Genomic DNA, 19884 nt, shown 5'->3' with positions numbered 1-19884 from the left:
CCGACCCCGACCACCTCCGGAAGCCAGGACCCCATGTTCGAATCCGTCAGCGTCCTCCTCGCCGAGCACGAGGACCTGCAGACGCAGCTCTCCGACCCGGCCCTCCACGCCGATGCCGCCCGCGCCAAGAAGGTCAACCGGCGCTACGCGGAGCTGAGCCAGATCAAGGCGGCCCACTCCGCCTGGATCCAGGCCGGCGAGGACCTCGAGGCCGCGCGCGAGTTCGCCCGCGAGGACGAGGCCTTCGCGGAGGAGGTCCCCGAGCTGGAGGAGTCGCTGCGGGTGGCGCAGGAGAAGCTGCGGCGCCTGCTCATCCCGCGCGACCCCGACGACGGCCGGGACGTCATCATGGAGATCAAGGGCGGCGAGGGCGGAGCCGAGAGCGCGCTGTTCGCGGCCGACCTCCTCCGGATGTATCTCCACTACGCCGAGGCGAAGGGCTGGAAGACGGAGATCCTCGACCGCGACGAGTCCGACCTCGGCGGCTACAAGAACGTGCAGGTCGCGATCAAGAGCAACGCCACCGATCCCTCGCAGGGCGTGTGGGCGCACCTCAAGTACGAGGGCGGCGTGCACCGGGTGCAGCGCGTCCCCGTGACCGAGTCGCAGGGGCGGATCCACACCTCGACCACGGGCGTGCTCGTGTTCCCCGAGGTGGACGCGCCCGAGGAGGTCGCGATCAACCAGAACGACCTGAAGATCGACGTCTACCGCTCCTCCGGTCCCGGCGGGCAGTCCGTCAACACGACCGACTCCGCCGTGCGGATCACCCACCTCCCGACCGGCATCGTCGTGTCGATGCAGAACGAGAAGAGCCAGCTGCAGAACCGTGAAGCGGGCATGCGCGTGCTGCGCGCCCGCATCCTGGCCCGCCAGCAGGAGGAGATCGCCGCGGCGGCTTCGGACGCGCGCAAGACGCAGATCCGCACGATGGACCGCTCCGAGCGCATCCGGACCTACAACTTCCCCGAGAACCGCATCGCCGACCACCGCACCGGCTACAAGGCGTACAACCTCGACGGCGTGATGAACGGCGCGCTCGACCCGGTGGTGGAGAGCGCCATCCAGGCCGACGAGGAGGCCCGCCTGGCCGACATCGGCTCCGAGGAGGCGTGACCCTCGTGACCACCGGCGTCGACGCGCGCACCCTCCTCGCGGACGCGGTCGCCCGCCTCGCCGCCGCCCGCGTCCCCACGCCGGACGTCGATGCGGAGCTGCTTCTCGGGCACCTGCTCGGGCTCGGCCGCGGCCGGCTGCAGGCGCGCCTCATCACGGGGCTGACCGTCGACGACGAGCACGCCGCGGCGTTCGCGAGCGTGATCGAGCGCCGGTCGGCTCGCGAGCCGCTGCAGCACATCACCGGGATCGCGCCGTTCCGCTCGCTCGAGCTCGCGGTCGGACCCGGCGTGTTCGTCCCGCGACCCGAGACCGAGGGCGTCGCGCAGATCGCGATCGACGCGCTCCGCGCGGTCGTCGATCCGGAGCCGATCGCCGTCGACCTCGGCACGGGCAGCGGAGCCCTGGCGCTCGCGCTTGCGCACGAGGTGCCGCACGCGCGCGTGATCGGCGTGGAGAACGCTCCCGAGGCGTTCATCTGGGCCCGCGGCAACCGCGAGCGGCTCGGGCTCGAGAACGCCCGCATCGTCTTCGACGACCTCGCCCGGGCACTTCCCGAGCTGGACGGCACCGTCTCCGTCGTCGTCTCCAACCCGCCCTACATCCCGGCCGCCGCCGTCCCGCGCGACCCGGAGGTGCGCCTGTTCGACCCGCCCTCGGCGCTCTACGGCGGCGAGGACGGCCTGGACGTCGTCCGCTCGCTCTCGGCGACCGCCCTCCGCCTGCTCCGCTCCGGGGGAGTGCTGGTGATGGAGCACGGCGAGCTGCAGGGCGCCGATATCCGCGCCCTGCTCACTGCCGACGGCTGGCGCGGAGCGACCACGCAGCGCGACCTCACCGGCCGCGACCGCGCGACGGTGGCGGTGCGCTGAGGCGTCGCGGAGCTCTGCTAGCCTCAGCGGCGATCCGGTGGCCGCACCGGGCAGGCAGGCTCGGGAGGCTCGCATCGCCGCCGCACGCGATCGGCCGCGCCATGGGCTCCGCCGCCCGCTGCTGATCGTCCTGGCCGTCGTGGTGGTCGCGGCCCTCGTCGTGGTCGCCGTGCGGCTCCTCGAGCGGAGCGACGGAACTGCTCCCGTGGCCTGCGCGCCGTCGTCCGTTTCCGCGTCGCCCGCGCCTGCCATCGGCTCGGTCGACGACTACCTGGGCGGCCGGTCCTACCTCCGCGGCGTGAACGTGTTCGATCTGCAGTCGCGCGTCGACGTCGGAGTCGACTGCACCGCCGGGAATCCGGCCGAGAGCTACGAGTTCCTGGCGGACCGCGGGCTCACCCTGGTCCGGCTCGCGGTGCCCTGGTCGCTCCTGCAGCCGCAGGCCGACGGGGAGAGCACCGACGACGCTCTGGCGAAGGGGCTCGATCCGGCGGCGGTCGCGCTGCTCCGGACCGAGATCGCCGCCATCGGCGCCGCCGGCATGCGGGTCGTGCTCGACCTGCACAACAACGGCACTTATCCGGCGAGCCAGGGCGATCTGCCCGAGGGGACCGTCTGGTTCGGATCCGGGCTCTCGGTATCCCAGGCGCAGAGGGTCTGGACCCTGCTCGCGGCGGAGTTCCAGAACGACGGACGCATCGCCGCCTACGACCTCTTCAACGAGGTGAAGCGGTCGCTGGTCCCCGTCGAGACCTACAAGGCCTACACGCAGGCCGTGGTGTCGGCCGTCCGGGGAACCGGCGATCGGCCCACGATCTGGGTCGAGGGGATGCGGGAGGCGACGACGGGCACGGTCGCCGCGATCGCACCCGACGGGCCGTGGATCCAGGACCCGCTGGACCGGATCGTGTGCTCGCAGCACTTCTACCCCGGCGGCACGGGCACGACCCTGCGCTCGGACAAGCAGGGCGGCACCGACGAGCAGGTCTTCGTGGCGGCGGTGACGACCTTCGGGCAGTGGTGCCGGCGGTACGGGGTGCACTGCTCGGTCGGGGAGGTCGGCTGGCCCAGCGATCAGAGCCTCTCTCTCACCGCGGGCGGCGCGGGCTCCTGGACGGACGTCGGCGAAGCCTTCTACACGGCACCGACTGGCTGTTCCCGCTGATCGAGAACGACGAGCCTCTGGTGGTGGTCGCTGTGGGCGGTACGCCGGAGTCCTCGGCCGCAGCGGCGGAGGCGGTCGCCGCCCGCACGTCCCGGATGACCTGGCTCGCGTACGACGGATTCGACCAGCAGTGGCACGGCATCGGCGAGGAGCGGCCGCTCGCCGAGTCGCTCGCCCGTGCCGATCTCGTCCTGGTCGGGATGGGCATGCCCCGCCAGGAGCGCTGGATCCTGGAGAACCGGGACCTCGCCCCGCGGGCGGCGTTCGCGAACGTGGGGGGGCTGCCTCGACTACATCGCCGGCACGCAGGCGCTCGCCCCGCGGTGGATGGGCGCCCTGGGCGTGGAGTGGCTGTTCCGCCTGGCGCGCGACCCGCGCCGCCTCGCGGCCCGCTACCTCCTCGAGCCGCTGCAGCTGCTCCGCATCGTCCTGTCCGGTCGGTCCCGCGCGAAGCGGACGCCCGGCCCGTGCGACTCTCCGCGGCCTTCCGGCCGGGTGTCGACCGGAGTCGGTCCGCACTGATCCCCGCCGGCGGGCCGCCTCAGGCCTGAGCGGAGTACTTCTCCTCGGTGGCGGCCTTTGCGGGGCGCCACCAGTCCTCGTTGGCGCGGTACCAGTCGATGGTGGCGGCGAGTCCGGCGTCGAAGTCGGTGTAGCGGGGGCGCCAGTCGAGTTCGGTGCGCAGGCGGGTGGAGTCGATGGCGTAGCGGAGGTCGTGTCCGGCGCGGTCGGTGACGTGGTCGAAGGCGTCCTCGGGTTGTCCGAAGGCGGTGAGGATGCGGGTGACGACGTCGAGGTTGCTCTTCTCGCCGTCGGCGCCGATGAGGTAGGTCTCGCCGATCTCGCCGCGGTCGATGATGGCCCAGACGCCGGTGTTGTGGTCGTCGACGTGGATCCAGTCGCGGACGTTGGCGCCGGTGCCGTAGAGCTTGGGGCGGATGCCGTCGATGGCGTTGGTGATCTGGCGGGGGATGAACTTCTCGACGTGCTGGTAGGGGCCGTAGTTGTTGGAGCAGTTGGAGATCGTGGCGCGCACGCCGAAGGAGCGCACCCAGGCGCGCACGAGGAGGTCGCTGGCGGCTTTGGTCGAGGAGTAGGGGCTGGAGGGGTTGTAGGGGGTGTGCTCGGTGAAGCGCGCGGGGTCCTCGAGCTCGAGGTCGCCGTACACCTCGTCCGTCGAGATGTGGTGGTACCGCACGTCGTGCGCGCGCACCGCCTGCAGGAGCGCGAAGGTGCCGATGACGTTCGTCGCGAGGAAGGGCGTCGGGTCGTGCAGGGAGTTGTCGTTGTGCGACTCCGCGGCGAAATGGACCACCAGATCCGCGTCGGCGACCAGCCGGTCCACCAGCTCGGCGTCGGCGACGTCGCCCTCGACCAGCCGCACTCGGTCGGCGACGGGGGCGAGGGAGTCGCGGCTGCCCGCGTAGGTGAGCTTGTCGAGCACGGTGATCCGCGCGTCGGGACGCTCGCGCAGGGTGAGGTGGACGAAGTTGCTGCCGATGAAGCCGGCACCGCCGGTGACGAGGATCCGCACGGGTTCTCCTGGAGGTCGGGAAGGTCGGGGGAGGCCGGGCTCAGCGGCCCGCGTTCACGCCTTCGAGGCTGAGCAGGCGGTGGAGGTAGGCGCCGTATCCGCTCTTGACCAGCGGTGCGGCGAGCTCGGCGAGGCGGGCGTCGTCGATCCAGGAGTTGCGCCAGGCGATCTCCTCGATGCAGCCGATCTTGAACCCCTGCCTCTGCTCGATCACGCGCACGAACTCCGTCGCCTCGATCATGGAATCGAAGGTCCCGGTGTCGAGCCAGGCCGTTCCCCGGTCGAGCACCTGGACGTTCAGCCGCCCCGCCTCGAGGTAGCGCTCGTTGATCGTCGAGATCTCGAGCTCGCCGCGGGCCGAGGGCGTGATCGTCTTCGCGATCGCCACGACGTCGTTGTCGTAGAAGTAGAGGCCGGGCACGGCGTAGTTGCTGCGCGGCTGCTCGGGCTTCTCCTCGATGGAGACGGCTCGGAAGTGCTCGTCGAACTCGACGACCCCGTAGGCGCGCGGGTCGGCGACCTGGTAGGCGAAGATGACGGCGCCCTCGATCGTGGTGTTCGCCGCGAGGGCGGTGCCCAGGGCGGTGCCGTGGAAGATGTTGTCGCCCAGGACCAGGGCGACCGACTCGTCGCCGATGAACTCCTCGCCGATCAGGAACGCCTGCGCGAGCCCGTCGGGGGAGGGCTGCACGGCGTACTCGATCCGCATGCCCAGGCTCGACCCGTCGCCCAGCAGGGCGCGGAACTGGTCGTTGTACTCGGGGGTCGTGATCACGAGGACCTCGTCGATCCCGGCCATCATCAGCGTCGACAGCGGGTAGTAGATCATCGGCTTGTCGTAGATCGGCATCAGCTGCTTCGAGATGCCCTTGGTGATCGGCCACAACCGCGACCCCGAACCACCCGCGAGGACGATGCCCCTCATCGGAGCAGCCCCGGGTGAGGAGCTGCGGCGGGGGTCCGCTGCACCGCCGAGGGGAGCGTGAAGATCTGCGGGGAGAGGGTCACGGAGCCGACTCTATCGGCGGCGCCGCGGTGCCTCCGCATGCCGGTGCGGCGGGCGCGGAACCCGTGGCGGGGACTGACGGTCGAGCGACCGCTGCCGACGCGATCCGACTCCGTGAGCGGCGCGCACGCCGCCCCCGCCTCCGTATCGCGCCTCCCACTCGGAGGCCGCCGGGCACGGGGATAACTTCTCCGACGTCCGCGGCTCCGCCTGCCGCGACGGAGAGAGGTACCGCCCTGTGCACGAGGTCATCGACCAGCGGGACTCCGCGCTCCTCCCGTCTCCCGGTCCCTGCCGCCGATCCCCCCTGACGGGGGGAGTCCGCCCGTGCTGACCATCGGGATCGTCGCCCTCGACGCCTGGCACGCGGCTCCGCTCGAGCGCGCCTGGCGCCGCCAGGGGCACCGCGTGGTCGTGGTGACCGGTGACCCGGAGGGGTTCAGCGGGGCGGAGCTCCGCCCCAGCGTGCTCGCCCGCTTCCTCGAGCCCGCCGGCCGGAGGGGCGCCGGGTCCGTCGGGCTCGCCGTCGTCACGCGCCGGGCCCGCCGACTGCTCGCCCCGGAGCGGCCCGACCTCGTGGTGGCTCTCCCGGGGACGGCCGTGGAGCTCGCCGGGCTCGCTCCGACGACCGTCCTCCTGGCCGACGACCTCCCGGCACTCCCGCGCCTCCGGTTCGAGGAGGAGCGCCGCGGTGCTGTCGTCGTCACCCCGACGGAGCGGCTCGCGTCAGCCCTCGCGGGAACGGTCGTGCCCCTGGGCCTGCCGGACGCGTCGTTCCCGACGCCGTCCGCCCCCGACGGGCCCCTCCGCTTCGCCGCCGTGGGAGCCTCCGGTCTCGACGGGGGCACCGAGCGGCTCGATCTCCTCGCCCGGCTGGACGGCACCGAGTACGTCACCGTGATCGACGACGGCGGCGGGATCTCCGACGACCTCGCGTCGGGGCTGCGCTCCGTCGGCGAGCAGGACCGCGACGGCGTCGTCGAGGTGCTCCGCCACTCCCACGCGTACGCCCATCTGACGCCGTCGACGACCGGCGCGGCCGCCGGACTCGACGCGCTGGCGAGCGGGCTGCCGGTCCTCGCGCTCGAGTCGAGCGTCCTGGCCGATCTCTGCGCGGCGGGGGCGGGCGTGGTCCTCTCCGACGACGCGACGCGCGAGGAGTACGAGGACGCCCTCCGCCGGCTCCGACGCGAGTGGACGGCTCTCTCCCGGGGGGCCTCCGAGCTCGCGCGGGAGCGCTCGTGGTCCGTCGCGGCCGAGGAGATCCTCGCCCTCGCGGAGGGACGCGTCCGTGTCGCCTGAACCGGTCCCGACTGTCGGCGCCTCCGCCGACGCGATGCTGCCGAACGCCGTCGCCCTGCGCCTGGCCGCCGTGCTGGTGCAGTACACCCTGCGGACGCACGGCGTCCGCAGCCTCGTGGTGAAGGGCGAGGGTCTGCACCGCCAGGGGATCCGCGCCCCGATGAGGTCGGCCGACGTCGACCTCTGGGTCGACCCGGAGCGCTTCGACGAGGCTCTCGGGCTGCTCGCCTCGATGGGCTGGCGCCGCCGCGCCGAGGCTCTCAGCTGGACGCTCTTCGTCGACCACTCGATCACGCTCGTCCACCCCTCGTGGCCGTGCGACGTCGACGTCCACCGCTCCTTCCCGGGTGCCTTCGAGGAGGAGCGGATCGTCTTCGACCGCCTCTGGGCGGCCGCCGAGGATCTGCCGCTGAGCGACGAGACCCTGCGGATCCCCGGGCGCGCGCACCACCTCGTGCTGCACGCCCTGCACCAGCTGCGCAGCGCGCGCTCCGCCTCGGCGACCACGGCGCTGGCGGTTCTGAAGGCGCACGCCGCCGGCCTTCCGAGCGAGGAGCGCGAGGCGATCCGCGACGCGGCCGTCGAGCTCGGCGCGCAGACGCCGATGACGGAGCTCCTCACCTCCTGGGGAGTCCCCGCCGCGCCCGAGGAGCGCTACCGGCAGGCCCAGATTCTCTGGGACGTGCGCCGCAGCTCCGACCGGCACACCTTCAACTGGCTGCACGCCGTGGCGTCCGCTCCCTGGCGCGTGAAGGGAGGCCTGCTGCTGAGAGCCGCCTTCCCCACCCGCGCGGATCTCGAGGCGAGCCATCCCGAGGCGACGACGGTCCGACGTCGGCTCCGGCTCCGGGGGGAGCGGACCCTGCGGGCGCTCCGAGGCCTCCCCTCCGCCCTCACCGGTTTCGCCAGGGTGGCGCTGAGCGGCCGCAGCGAGGAGCAGGGCCCGGCGTCCTCGTTCGAGGCGATCGCGGCGACCACGGCGCCGGTGAGCGACCTCCCGGCCTCGTCCGATCCCGCGGCGAGCGCCGTGCATCCGGTGGAGGCCTCCGCCGGGGCGCAGGGTGGCAGCGCGCCGCCGGCCCAGCGCTTCGCCGTCGAGCGCACGGACCGTCAGGTCTACGTGCTCGACCTGTCCCGCCCGTCGGTGCCCCCGATCGTGCTCTCGCTGAGCGCCGCCTCGGTCTTCGAGGCCGTGATCCGGCAGCGCCGGCCCCGGGACGAGGTCGTCGACCTCCTCGCCGATCACTACGACGTCGACCCCGGGACGATGGGCCGCGACGTCGACGCCGTCCTGGCCGAACTCGACGTCCGCTTCCCGGGCGCGGTTCCCGACGGGGCGCTCTCATGAGGGCCGCCCGTTCCCGATCCCTGCGGATCCTGCACGTCCTCGACTCCTTCGAGGACGGCGGAGCGCAGCGTGTGGCCCTCTCCCTGGGCGCGTGGAGCCGCGAGCACGGCTGCGAGACCGCCTACTGGGGGCGTCCCGGGCCGCTCAGCGACCGCGCCGCGCAGGAGTCGCCCGTCTTCGTGGTGCCGAGACCGAGACAGGGCTTCGCGGCCGATTTCCGCGGCCTCGCTCTCGCCGTCCGCCGGTTCCGCCCGCACATCCTGCACGCCCACCAGCGCCGCGAGGCTCTGCTGGCCCTCCTCATCGGCGCCGCGCTCGGTGTCCCCGTGGTCGAGCACGCGCACACCGAGCTGCCCGGGATCGACAGGCGAGCGCTCTCCTTCCGCTCCCGGCGGGTGTTCGCCGTCTCCGCCTCAGTGGGGCGGATGGTCGTCGAGGGCTACGGCCGCCCGCAGGATCGCGTCGTGGTCACCGGCAACGCCCCGGCGAACGTCACCGCGGAGCCCGCGAGCGCGCCGGAACTCGCCGAGCCGGTCGTCCGCGTCCTCGGCATCGGGCGGCTCGCGGAGCAGAAGGACCCGGTCCGCTTCCTCGCGGCCGTCGAGGCCCTCGCCCGGGTCCGGCCCGTCACCGGCACCTGGCTCGGCGACGGTCCGATGCTGCCGGTGCTGCGCGAGCGCGCCCGGGGAGCCGGAGTGGTCGACTTCGCCGGTCCGTCGGCGGACGTGACCGGAACGCTGGACGCGGCGCATCTCCTCCTGTCGACCTCGCGGTGGGAGGGGACTCCGCTCGTGATGCTGGAGGCGATGGCCCGCCGTCGCCCGGTCGTGGCGACCGACGTCGGCGGTGTGGGTGAGCTGCTCGCCGACGGTCGGGGCCTCCTGCTCCCCGCCGACGCCGACGGGGAGCGGATCGCCGAGCTCCTCGCCGCCGCTCTGGAGCGACCCGAGGGGCTCCTGATGCGTGCCGACCGCGCGAAGGCGTGGGTGGACGAGGCCGCCTCGCCCGACGCCGTCTTCGGACCCGTCGTCGCCGCCTACCGCGAGCTCGGGGGCCGACGGTGAGCGGGGGCGTGCACTCGGTGACCGTCGTGGCTCCCTGCTACAACGCGATCGCCCGGCTCGACGGCTTCCTCGCGCGGCTCGCACTCACTCTCGGACCGGGGACGCGGGTCGTCCTCGTCGACGACGCGTCCTCGGACGGCTCGGCGGAGGTGCTCGAGAAGTGGGCCGAGGGACGCGAGGACGCCCGGGTCCTGCTCCTCGAGCAGAACGGCGGCGTCGCTGCCGCCCGGAACCGCGCCCTCGACGGCATCGACTCCGAGTTCGTCTGGTTCGTGGACGTCGACGACGAGTGGGACACGGAGATCCTCCGGACCCTCACCGCCGAGGCCGAGCGGACGGCGGCCGACGTCGTCGTCTGCCGGGCGCTCTACCGCACCCGGCAGTCGACCTCCGGACGTGTGATCGACGGCCTCGCCCGGCGCGAACTGGTCTCGTCCGAACTCGCTCTCGAGCGGATGGCGTCCGGACGCCTGCACGGCTTCCTCTGGAACAAGCTCTTCCGCCGCGCCGTCCTGCAGGAGGAGCTCTTCCCGCGCTTGAGCTCCCAGTCGGACTTCGTCGGCGTGCTGCGGGCGGTCCAGGCGTCGGAACGGGTGCTCTTCGTGCCGGAGGTCCTCTACTCCTACGTCCACACGGCGTCCTCGATCACCCGTCGGCGCGACCCGGACCTCCGGAACCTCCTGGTCTGCGCCGAGGAGATGCGCGCGGCGCTCGCCCGTACGTTCGAGGAGGTGCCGCGCCCGCTGTCGGACTGGTTCACGACCTGGTTCTACGCCGTCCCCGTCGCGCTCACCCCGATCCGCCAGAACTCCGACGCGGCGCTCGTCGAGACCGGCGTCCGGCTCGGGTCCGAGGCGCTGCGCGACGTCCGCGTGCTCCGCTCCGCGCGGTCGCCGCGGCTGCTCGTCCTGGGGCTGGTGCTCAAGCACGTCCCCGCCGCCTTCACGGCGCTCAGCCGGATCCTCTACGCCGTGCACGACACCCGCCGCCGGCTCTCCGATCGGAGGAGCACCCGGTGGACGACGTGACCGTCCCCGTGCAGGCGGCCGCGACCGGCCCCTTCCGCACACCAGCTCCGTTCCCTCCCTCCCGCACCGACCCCCGAGGAGCACCGGCATGACCTCCTACATCACCGGCCGCATCGAGCGGATGCCGGCCAGCATCACCACGCTCGACGAGGCGGCGGAGGCCGTGCTCGAGCTGTCCCGGAGCGGCCGCGACGAGCTGGTCGTCACGCCGAACACCGACCACTTCGTGCGCTGGAAGCACTCCGGCGAGTTCCGGCGGTACTACGGCCGGGCGTCCCTCGTGGTGCTCGACGGGGCGCCTCTGGTCTGGCTGGCCCGCTCGTACGGCCACCGCACGGCGAGCCGCGTGACGGGCATCGACCTCTTCACCGAGGTCTGCCGCCGCGCGGCGCTCGAGGGTGCGCCGGTCGCTCTCATCGGCGGACGCCCCGGAGTCGGCGATCGCGCAGCCGCCGAGCTGCAGCAGCGCTTCGCCGGGCTCCAGGTTCCGGTCGTCGTCTCGCCGGAGCCGGCCGAGCTCGCGGACGACGCCTACCTCGCCCGCCTCTCCTCGACTCTGCGCACGGCCGACGTCCGCATCGTCGCGCTCTGCCTCGGCTCCCCCAAGCAGGAGGAGGTTCGCGAGCGCCTGCTCGCCGTCGGCGGCACGGGAGCGGTGTGCCTCGGCGTCGGCGCCGCCGTGGACTTCCTCGCCGGCGAGATCCCGCGGGCGCCGCTCGTGGTGCAGCGCCTCGGCCTCGAGTGGGCGCACCGGCTCAGCCGGGAGCCCGGCAGGCTCTGGCGGCGCTATCTGGGCGACGCCGTGCGGGTGCTGCCGAGCGTGGTCGCGGCCCTCCGCTACCGGGTGCGCCGTGCCGTCCGCTGAGCACGCGGGCGGCGTCGCCGGCGAGAGGCCGCTGGTCCTGGTCTGGAAGCGCGCGTGGCTGCAGGACTCCGAGACGTTCGTCCGCAATCAGATGCACGGACTCGAGCGCTGGCGCGCCCTCGGAGTGGGCCTCGAGCGCACCGGCTCGGGCGTCCTCCACGACCGCACGGACATCGTCCTGCACGATCCGATCACCCCTCGCGGGCGGCGGTCCCTCCTCCTGCGATGGCTCGGAGTGTCACGACGGCTCGACGCGATCGTCGATGAGCACCGGCCCGCCCTCATCCACGCGCACTTCCTCATCGACGCCGTCTCCATCGCGCGGTACGCACGGAGGAGGCGCCTCCCGCTCGTCGTGACGGGGCACGGCTACGACGTGACCAGCTGGCCGCTCGCGACCGGAGCTCCGCGCCTGCTCCGCCCCCTCGCCCGAGCTCACCGCGCCCTCGAGGCCCGCGCCGTCTTCCGCACCGCGCACGCGGTGATCGGGGTCTCCCGCTTCATCACCGACGGGCTCCTGCGCCTGGGGGCGGACCCGCGGCGCACTGGAGTGGGCTACATCGGTGTCCCGACCTCCCGCCCCGAGGCCGCACCGGCTGCGGAGCGCGCGGGAATCGTCTTCGTCGGACGCCTCACCGACAAGAAGGGCGTCCCGGATCTGCTCGAGGCGGTCGCCGCCCTCCCCGGACCGATCCGCGACGTCCCCCTGACCGTCGTCGGCGACGGCCACCTGCGGGAGGCGCTCGTCGAGCAGGCGGCGCGGCTGGGCCTGCAGGTGACCTTCACCGGCTCCCTGCCCCCCGCCGAGGTCGCCCGCATCCTCGCCGGCGCCGCGGTCTTCTGCGCACCGTCTCGGACCGCGGCGACGGGCGACTCCGAGGGCTTCGGCATGGTCTTCCTCGAGGCCGCGCTCGCCGGCGTCCCCGTCGTCTCGTACCGCCACGGCGGCGTCCCGGAGGCGGTCCAGGACGGCGTCACCGGGCTGCTCGTCCCGGAGGGGGACGTGCCCGGCCTGACCGGGGCGCTCGCCGCCCTGCTCCGGGACCCGGACCGCGCGGAGCGGATGGGCGCGGAGGGGCGGGAGCGCGTGCTCGCCTCGTTCGACCTCGCCGAGCGGATCCGCGACCTCGAGGACCTCTACGACCGGGCGGCCGGCCGATCGATACCGACGACGACGGACGGAGATCGCGGATGAGCCGCGCCGAGCACCGCGCCGACGATCCGCGACCGGGCCTCCGTCCGGCCTCCGCCGGGCGGGAGAGGTGAGCCTGCGCCGGAGCACCGTCGACGCGACCGCCTGGACGGCGGTCTCGTTCGCCGTCGCGCTCGTCGTGCAGCTCGGGCAGTTCGCGCTCCTGGCAAGGCTGCTGGACCCCTCCGAGATGGGGATCATCGCGATCGTCGCCCTGCTCAACGCCTTCGTCGACATCTTCCTCGGCATGGGGGTCGCCCAGGCGATCATCCAGCGCCGGCGGGCGACCAGCTTCGAGCTCTCGTCGGTCTTCTGGCTCAACCTCTCCGTCGGGCTCCTGGTCACCGTCGCCGTCCTCCTGGGTGCCGCACCGATCGCCTCCCTGCTCGGGTCCGCCGCCGCGGCGCCGGTCCTCACCGTCGCCTCGCTCGTGTTCGTGGGCAGCGCAGCCGGGCAGGTGCCGAGAGCGGTGCTCGAGAAGGGGATCCGGTTCCGAGCGGTCGCCGTGTCCGAGACGATCGCTCTCGTCGGCGGATTCGCCGTGACGGTCTGCCTCGCGGTCTCGGGCGCGGGGGCGCTCTCCTACGCGTGGGGGCTCGTCGCGACCGCGGCTCTGCGCTCCGTGCTCGCCCTCGTGCAGGCCCGCCGCTGGTTCCGGCTGCGGTTCCGGTTCCGGATCCGCGAGACCGCCCGCTTCCTCTCCTTCGGCGTCTTCCAGACCCTCGACGGCATCGTCAACTACCTGGGGTCGAACGCCGGCTCGCTCGCGATCGGCCGCCTGCTCGGACCGGCCCAGCTGGGCGGGTACACCCTGGGATACAACCTCGCCGTGAACCTCCCCGCGAGGGTCAACCCGATCGTGACGCGGGTGATGTTCCCGGTGTTCTCCTCGATCCAGCACGACCGCGAGCGCGTCGCGCGGAACCACCTCCGCGTCACCGCGGTGCTCAGCATGGCGAGCATCCCGCCGCTGATGCTGGTGGCGCTGCGCTCCGAGGAGATCGTGCGGCTGTTCTACGGACCCGGCTGGGGCTGGATCGCGGGCATGACGAGCGCGCTGACGGTGGTGGGCGCGGTGCGGGCCATCGGCAACCCGGTCGGCTTCATCCTGATGGCGATGGACCGGGTGCGGTTCGGGCTGGTCGTGAACATCGCGAAGACCGCGATCACGATCCCGATGATCGTCGGCGGGGGAGTGCTGTTCGGACTCGACGGCTTGATCGGCGGGCTGCTGCTCTCGAGCGCTCTCGGCTTCGCCGTCACCTGCGCCGTGCTGCGGGTGGTGCTCGGAGTGCGCCTCGGCGCGTTCCTGCGCGCGTGCGCCGCGGGGCCGCTGCTCGCCGCACCGATGGCGATCGTGCTGCTCCTGCTCCGCCTGCTCCCCGAGGGCGCGCCCCTGCGGCTGCTCCCGGTGGAGCTGGCGCTCGCGGGCCTCGTGCTGGGAGCGACCGCCCTCCTGGCGCCGGGGCGCGACATCGCCGAGGCGCGATCGCTCGTCCTGTCGCGACTGCCCGCCCGGCTCCGGCTCGGCTCCGCCGCCCCGGTCGAGGTTGCCGTGGTGCTGGCCGCCGAGGAGCGCTTCGACGGCAGCGGGGGAGCCGTGGCGACCTGGGTCCGCGAGACGGTGTCCCGGTCCTCGCTCCGGATCGCCGTGCACGCGCCGTGGTCGTCGGCGTCACCGAGCGTGGACGTCCGGCCGCACCGCCTGTACCGGCGGATCTACGCGGTCCAGCGGCGCGCGGCACTCCTCCTGGCGCGTCGGCGCGACAGCGACCCGGGCGCCGAGCTGCGTCGGCTGTCCTTCGGTGGCCGCTTCTGGCTGCTGGTGCTCGCTCCGTCGCTGCGCCGTGTCCCGACGGTCTGGATCCACAACCGCCCCCGCTACGCCGTGCGCCTGCGCCGCCTGGGCTACCGGGGGCGGATCGTCGCACACCTGCACAACGACCTGCTCGATCACCTGCCGCCCGATCCCGCCGCGGCCCGGCGCTACCTCGACGCGGTCGACGAGTGGATCTTCTGCAGCGAGTTCCTGCGCGCCCGGGCGGTCGACCGGTACGGCCTGATCGCCACAGCCGTCCTGTACAACGGGGTCGTCCCTCCGCCCGAGGTCCCGCCGGCGCCGCTCGGCGGTACTGCGGAGGCGGTCTTCGCCGGGAGGCTGGTGGCCGAGAAGGGAGCCCGCGAGGCCGTCGAGATCGTGAGGCGGATGCGGACCGAGCACGGCGCCGATCTGCGGCTGGTCATCGCCGGCGCATCGGGCCTCGGGGACGACGCGACGCCCACCCCGTACGTCCGAGCGCTCGACGAGGCGGTCGCCGCCCTGCCCGGCGTCGTGCGCCGGCTCCCGTTCCTCCGGCACGAGGACCTGCTGGAGCTGTTCGGCTCCTCGGCGCTCCTGCTCTACCCCTGCCGCTGGGACGAGCCGTTCGGGATGGTGGTGGTGGAGGCGCTCTCGCGGGGGATCCCCGTCGTGACGGTCGAGCGCGGAGGCCTCCCCGAGATCCTGCGCACCTCCGACGGAGTGGTCGACGGATCCGTCCTCGTCCCGCCGGGCACGGAGGAGGAGGTCGCGGACGCCGTCCTCGCGGAGCTCCCCGCCCTCATCGCCTCGCTGCGCGATCCCCGGCGACGCGCGGAGGTCGCTGCGGCGTCGCGGCGCCGAGCGGCGGACTTCGGCTGGCCGGGCATCGCCCGCCGCGCGGACGAGCTGCTGGCAGACCCCCGTGGCTGAGGCGCGGGGCCGCCGCGCGCACGCGGATCGACGTTCCGCGCCAAGCCCGTCGAGGCTCGTGCCGCGCGATTAGTGTCGGCGCGACATGCCACCTGCATCCCCTCTCCCGCCCGCGTCCGCCGACGCCACCGCCTCTCCCGTGCTGCTCGATCCGCCTCCCGCCCCGGACCGGCGCCCGCGGACGACCCTCCCGCCGCGAGAGGTCGGCCCGTCGTCCCGGAATCGGCGCGCCGCTCCTCCGCTCCGCCAGACGGAGGCCGCCACCGGCACCTCCGCGGAACGGCTCTGACATGGGCCGCCACGCCGACGACGCCCTCCTCCGCCGCCCGACCGCCTCTCGTCCCTCCGTCATCGCCGCGACCCGCGTCACCGACGCTCCGGAGACCCGCGGGCGGCCGTCGCGCGCGCCGGCGGATCCCGCTCAGCGGCGGCACGAGCGGATCGTCCTCGTCTTCCTCGCGGTGCTCCTGGCGCTGAGCGTCGTGCAGCTCTACACCCTGGGCCCCGTCACCGCTCCGGTCGCCTGGAGCCTGCTCTTCCTCCCGTACTCCGTGGCGCGGCTGCGCGGCGGGCGGATCGACCGGTTCGTGGTCGTGGTCCTCCTCGTGATCGCCGGCACCCTCTTCGCGCTCACCTACTCCGGAGCACGCGCGGCCGCGCTGCGCGACGTGGTCTCCGTCGTCTCCTTCCTCACTCCGTACCTGGCCGTCCGCGGGCTCGGCGACGGCGCCTGGCGTGTCGTCGGCCGCGCCCTCAACTGGGCGGCGCCCGTGTTCCTCCTCCAGGTGACGCTCACGATCCTCTTCCAGCTCGATCCCGTGCAGGAGACCGCCTACCTCCGGTGGCCGGAAGCGGTGCTGTTCTCCGACATCTACGTGCGGGACATCTTCACGACGTCCTTCAACAACGTCCTGCAGGAGAAGTCGGGAGGGTTCTTCCTCAACGGCAACATCGCCTCGATGTACATGGCCACGACCGGCGCGCTGGCCTTCGCCGTCTGGAGACGGCAGCGGGGGAGTCTCCTCCTGCTCGTCGCCGTCGCCGGGCTGGTCGGCGCCCTCTTCACGCTGTCCAAGACCGCGATCGTCCTCGCGATCGTCCTGCCCCTGCTGGTCGCCGCGATCCGCGGACTCAAGGGACGCAGCCTCGGTCCGGTCGCCTGGATGATCACCATCCCCTCCGGGATCACGGCCGTGTACGCCGTCGCCGTGTCCTTCCCGCAGCTGGCGGAGGCGGGCGTGCTCACGCTCGGGGCCCGCGGCGACTTCCTGCGCCTGGCTGCGAGCGCGTTCCCCGACAACTGGCTGCTGGGGCTGGGGTACGGCGGATGGCAGGAGCTGTGGCTGGCGCGCGGGTCGCAGTTCACCCAGCACAGCGAGCCGCGCCCGCCCCACAACCTCCTCGTCACCGCGTGGACCAACGGCGGGCTCCTGATCGCGCTCCCCGTCCTCGCGTTCCTCCTCCTCGCCACCGTCGCCGTCGTGCGCCTGCTCCTCCGGGTCGCCCGGAACGAGGCCGTCGCCGTCGGGGCGCTCGCCGTCGCCGTCCTCTGGACGTTCCTGCACGGAATGGCCGACAACACCACCTGGTTCGGCGATCAGCACTCGCTCGCGACGCTCGCCGTCTCCGTGGCGCTCGTGGGCGTCCTGTCGGCGGAGGCGCCCGCGCCGGGCCGAGTGCCTCACGGAAGCGCTCCGGCGGCCTCGGCCGGCACGGGTCGGGCGCCGCTGCGACGGCCGCCGAGCCCCGGCCTCGGGCGGCGCTGACGCGACCGCCGCGCCGCAGCCGGTCCGGACACGGACCGCGCCGGTATCATCGACCCGTTATGGCACGCATCTACGACTGCTCCGTCGACACGGACCTCCTGACCGGCACCCGTCTCGCGCGGACGGCCATCGGCCGCGGCGAGCTCGTGGTGATCCCCACCGACACCGTCTACGGCGTCGCGGCCAACGCGTTCGACGCCGCCGCGGTCCAGCGCCTGCTCGACGCGAAGGGACGGACGAGGCAGTCGCCGCCGCCCGTCCTGATCGGGGACGTGGCCGCCCTCGACGCCCTCGCCGAGAACGTGCCGGAGGCGGTGCGCGACCTCGCGCGCGAGTTCTGGCCCGGCGGGCTCACCATCGTCCTGCACGCCCAGCCCTCCCTGGTCTGGGACCTGGGCGAGACGCGCGGGACCGTGGCGCTGCGCATGCCGGACAACCCGGTGACGATCGAGCTCCTCGCCGAGACCGGTCCGCTGGCGGTCTCCTCCGCCAACCGCACGGGGCAGCCCTCGGCCACGACCGCACAGGAGGCGTTCGACCAGCTCGGCGACTCCGTCGACGTCTATCTCGACGCCGGCGCCGCAGGATCGCGCTACAGCGACCGCCCCGCGGGCGCCAGCGAGTCCTCGACGATCGTCGACGCGACAGCGCTGAGCTTCGAGGGCGGCACCCTGCGTATCCTGCGCCAGGGCGTCGTGTCGGCCGAGCAGATCCGCGAGGTCGTCGGAGACCTGCTGCCGGATCCGGACGCGCCCCGCGCCGAGACGTCGGAGCCAGACGCCTCCACGGTCGGCGCGGCGCAGGCCGGGGACCAGCAGGAGCCCGCCGAGACCGCGACCGGCAGCGACCCGTACGCCTTCGAGCGGACCCCGACAGCGCGCCCCGACTGGGCCTCCGGCGCCCGCCTGCAGGACGACTCCGATTCCGCCGATGCGCCGGACACAGGCTCGTCGAGTACGAACGCGCCGACGCCCAACACCGGCGCCGCCCGCACCGACTCCGCTCCGGGTGAGTAACCGATGGTCACCTTCGCCCTCGTCTCGCTCGCGGTCGCGCTCGTGACCGGAGCGCTGTCGTGGGTCATCTGGAAGCTGAGCCTGAAGTACCGGCTCTACCCGAAGATCCGCGTCAGGGACATGCACACGCGGCCGACCCCCCGCCTGGGCGGCATCGCGATGTTCCTCGGGATCCTCGTCGGCTTCGGCATCGCCTCCCAGCTGCCCTACTTCCGGCTGGTGTTCGCCAATCCCGAGCCGATTCTCGCGATCCTCGGCGCGAGCCTGCTCATCGTCCTCATCGGCGTCGCCGACGACATCTGGGACCTGGACTGGACCACGAAGCTGGCCGGTCAGCTGATCGCCGCCGGCCTGATCGCCTGGAAGGGCGTGCAGATCGTCTCCCTGCCGATCGGCGGCCTGACCGTCGGCTCGCCGTGGATGTCGCTGATCATCACCGTGCTCGCGATCGTCCTGGTCACCAACGCTCTCAACTTCATCGACGGCCTCGACGGCCTCGTGGCGGGCGTCGCCCTGATCGCCAACGGGGTCTTCTTCCTCTACAGCTACCTGCTGGTGCAGCAGACCTCGCCCACCGACTACTTCAACCTGGCCTCGCTCATCGCGGTCCTGCTCGTCGGCGCCTGCGCCGGATTCCTCCCCATCAACTGGCGTCCGGCGCGGATGTTCATGGGCGACAGCGGCGCACTGCTGATCGGGATGCTGATGGCCACCTCCGCGATCGCGGTCACCGGCCAGATCGACCCGGCCCAGCTCGCGGCGAAGGAGCTCCTGCCCGCGTTCATCCCGATCATCCTGCCGTTCGCGATCCTCGTGGTGCCGCTGATGGACTTCGGCCTCGCCGTGATCAGGCGCCTGCGCGCGGGCAAATCGCCGTTCAGCGCCGACCGGAAGCACCTGCACCACCGCCTGCTCGACATGGGGCACTCCCACCTGCACGCCGTGCTGATCTTCTACGCGTGGACCGCCGTCGTCGCCGTCAGCTGCCTGCTGATGTTCGTGGTCGACGTGCTGTGGGTCCCGCTCGTCTTCCTCGGAGTCGGTCTGCTGGTCTGCACCGTCGTCACGCTCGCCCCGCTCAGCCGCCGCAAGCGGCTCGAGGCGGCGGCGCAGTCCGCGGAGGCCTCACCCGTCCTCGACCCCCTCGACCGCGCGTCCTCGACGGAGCTGCTCCGTCCGCCGGCCGGACTCCCGATCGACCGGGACACGACAGCGCCGACCACGGCGCGGAAGGAAGCATCATGACCGGAGCCTCCCCGGCCACCCCCCGTCCGCAGCCCGCGTCCGTCCCCGTCCTGCGCCGCGCGCTGGTCGTGGGCGGCCTCTTCGTGCTCGCCCTGGCCGTTCTCGGCACCGTCGTCGGCGGGATCGCCGCCGGGGGAGAGGGCGCGATCGGAGCCCTCCTCGGCGCGATCGTCGGCGGCGTGATGGTGCTCCTCACCGCCGCGAGCATCCTCGTCGCCAACCGCCTCGACATCGGCGGATTCTTCGCCGTCGTCCTCGGCACGTGGCTCGCCAAGTTCGTGCTGTTCGTGATCGCCGCCCTGGTCCTGCGCGATCAGCCGTGGCTGAACAGCACCGCGATGTTCGTCACGATCATCGTCGCCGTCCTGGGGTCCCTGGTGATCGACGTCCTCGTCGTCTCGCGCTCGCGCATGCCGAACGTCAGCGACATCGCTCGATGAGGACGAGCCGAACGGTTCCTGAGAGGACCACGATTCGGCTCTCAGGCCGTTCTGTTGCTACAGTAGGGACGAATCCCGCAGGCGAACGTGTCCTCAGATCGTCTCATCGTTGATGGCGGTCGTCGAGCACGATCGCCGTCCGAGCGGAAAACCCCACCTTTCGTCGTCGCGAGAGCGTTGCGTCCGAATGATTC

General features: G+C 73.0%; 17 protein-coding genes and 1 pseudogene. 16 read left to right on the top strand and 2 right to left on the bottom strand.

The annotated features are described in order from the left end of the window. Positions 1–33 precede the first annotated feature (33 nt). The 5 genes and pseudogenes from prfA to C5C29_RS17620 all read left to right on the top strand — a co-directional run bounded on the left by prfA (position 34) and on the right by C5C29_RS17620 (position 3675). Complete coding sequence (prfA, locus tag C5C29_RS00660) at positions 34–1116, top strand: peptide chain release factor 1 (RefSeq protein ID WP_104307903.1); 1083 nt, start codon at positions 34–36, stop codon at positions 1114–1116. After that, entirely contained in the window at positions 1113–1988 is an 876-nt protein-coding gene (prmC, locus tag C5C29_RS00655) for a peptide chain release factor N(5)-glutamine methyltransferase (protein ID WP_104223007.1), read from the top strand. Before prfA ends, prmC begins: the two co-directional genes overlap by 4 nt. A 37-nt stretch (positions 1989–2025) precedes the next feature. After that, positions 2026–3153 carry a glycoside hydrolase family 5 protein gene (locus C5C29_RS00650; RefSeq protein WP_104223008.1) on the top strand — a complete coding sequence of 376 codons (1128 nt, stop codon included), beginning with the start codon at positions 2026–2028 and terminating at the stop codon, positions 3151–3153. 20 nt (positions 3154–3173) lie between these two features. Continuing rightward, positions 3174–3377 (top strand): annotated as a pseudogene (locus C5C29_RS17625) (WecB/TagA/CpsF family glycosyltransferase); the annotation flags it as partial. Continuing rightward, positions 3331–3675 carry a WecB/TagA/CpsF family glycosyltransferase gene (locus C5C29_RS17620; protein ID WP_219813756.1) on the top strand — a complete coding sequence of 115 codons (345 nt, stop codon included), beginning with the start codon at positions 3331–3333 and terminating at the stop codon, positions 3673–3675. The pseudogene C5C29_RS17625 and the gene C5C29_RS17620, both read left to right, overlap by 47 nt. Positions 3676–3694: 19 nt before the next feature. Here the strand turns inward: C5C29_RS17620 and rfbB are convergent, their stop codons facing one another. Together rfbB and rfbA are read right to left on the bottom strand one after the other, a co-directional pair. After that, a complete protein-coding gene (rfbB, locus tag C5C29_RS00640) occupies positions 3695–4687 on the bottom strand; it encodes a dTDP-glucose 4,6-dehydratase (RefSeq protein WP_104223009.1) in 993 nt (330 codons plus the stop codon). Between the two features lie 40 nt (positions 4688–4727). Further along, positions 4728–5612 (bottom strand): glucose-1-phosphate thymidylyltransferase RfbA, encoded by an 885-nt coding sequence (rfbA, locus tag C5C29_RS00635; RefSeq protein ID WP_104223010.1) that lies wholly within the window; start codon positions 5610–5612, stop codon positions 4728–4730. Positions 5613–6020: 408 nt separating this feature from the next. Between rfbA and C5C29_RS00630 the strand changes: the two genes are divergently transcribed. From C5C29_RS00630 to C5C29_RS00580, 11 genes are all read left to right on the top strand, one after another. Beyond that, a complete protein-coding gene (locus tag C5C29_RS00630) occupies positions 6021–6995 on the top strand; it encodes a hypothetical protein (RefSeq protein WP_104223011.1) in 975 nt (324 codons plus the stop codon). Further along, entirely contained in the window at positions 6985–8343 is a 1359-nt protein-coding gene (locus tag C5C29_RS00625) for a PqqD family peptide modification chaperone (protein ID WP_104223012.1), read from the top strand. The genes C5C29_RS00630 and C5C29_RS00625 overlap by 11 nt, the downstream gene beginning before the upstream one ends. Continuing rightward, entirely contained in the window at positions 8340–9407 is a 1068-nt protein-coding gene (locus C5C29_RS00620; protein WP_104223013.1) for a glycosyltransferase family 4 protein, read from the top strand. Before C5C29_RS00625 ends, C5C29_RS00620 begins: the two co-directional genes overlap by 4 nt. Before the next feature lie 8 nt (positions 9408–9415). Continuing rightward, positions 9416–10435 carry a glycosyltransferase family 2 protein gene (locus C5C29_RS00615; protein WP_181074915.1) on the top strand — a complete coding sequence of 340 codons (1020 nt, stop codon included), beginning with the start codon at positions 9416–9418 and terminating at the stop codon, positions 10433–10435. An 88-nt stretch (positions 10436–10523) separates the two neighbouring features. Next, on the top strand, positions 10524–11300 hold the full coding sequence (locus C5C29_RS00610; RefSeq protein WP_104223015.1) for a WecB/TagA/CpsF family glycosyltransferase: 777 nt from the start codon (positions 10524–10526) through the stop codon (positions 11298–11300). Further along, positions 11287–12495, top strand: a complete 1209-nt coding sequence (locus tag C5C29_RS00605; RefSeq protein ID WP_104223016.1) for a glycosyltransferase — start codon at positions 11287–11289, stop codon at positions 12493–12495. The genes C5C29_RS00610 and C5C29_RS00605 overlap by 14 nt, the downstream gene beginning before the upstream one ends. Positions 12496–12562: 67 nt before the next feature. Continuing rightward, a complete protein-coding gene (locus C5C29_RS00600) occupies positions 12563–15223 on the top strand; it encodes an MOP flippase family protein (RefSeq protein ID WP_104223017.1) in 2661 nt (886 codons plus the stop codon). Between the two features lie 290 nt (positions 15224–15513). Then, positions 15514–16989, top strand: coding sequence for an O-antigen ligase (locus C5C29_RS00595; RefSeq protein ID WP_104223018.1), 1476 nt, complete (start codon positions 15514–15516; stop codon positions 16987–16989). Positions 16990–17048: 59 nt separating this feature from the next. Next, positions 17049–18005: an L-threonylcarbamoyladenylate synthase gene (locus C5C29_RS00590; protein ID WP_104223019.1), complete on the top strand. Its 957-nt coding sequence runs from the start codon at positions 17049–17051 to the stop codon at positions 18003–18005. Positions 18006–18008: 3 nt separating this feature from the next. Further along, the gene (locus tag C5C29_RS00585) at positions 18009–19250 is read left to right on the top strand and encodes an MraY family glycosyltransferase (RefSeq protein ID WP_104223020.1); all 1242 of its coding nucleotides are present in this window, start codon (positions 18009–18011) and stop codon (positions 19248–19250) included. Next, on the top strand, positions 19247–19690 hold the full coding sequence (locus C5C29_RS00580; RefSeq protein ID WP_104223021.1) for a hypothetical protein: 444 nt from the start codon (positions 19247–19249) through the stop codon (positions 19688–19690). The genes C5C29_RS00585 and C5C29_RS00580 overlap by 4 nt, the downstream gene beginning before the upstream one ends. Positions 19691–19884: the final 194 nt, after the last annotated feature.

The sequence above is a fragment of the Rathayibacter sp. AY1H2 genome, assembly GCF_002931985.1.
Classification (GTDB): domain Bacteria; phylum Actinomycetota; class Actinomycetes; order Actinomycetales; family Microbacteriaceae; genus Rathayibacter.
The sequence above is the reverse complement of the archived record's forward strand: the minus strand, read 5'-3'. Positions and strand labels throughout refer to the sequence as shown.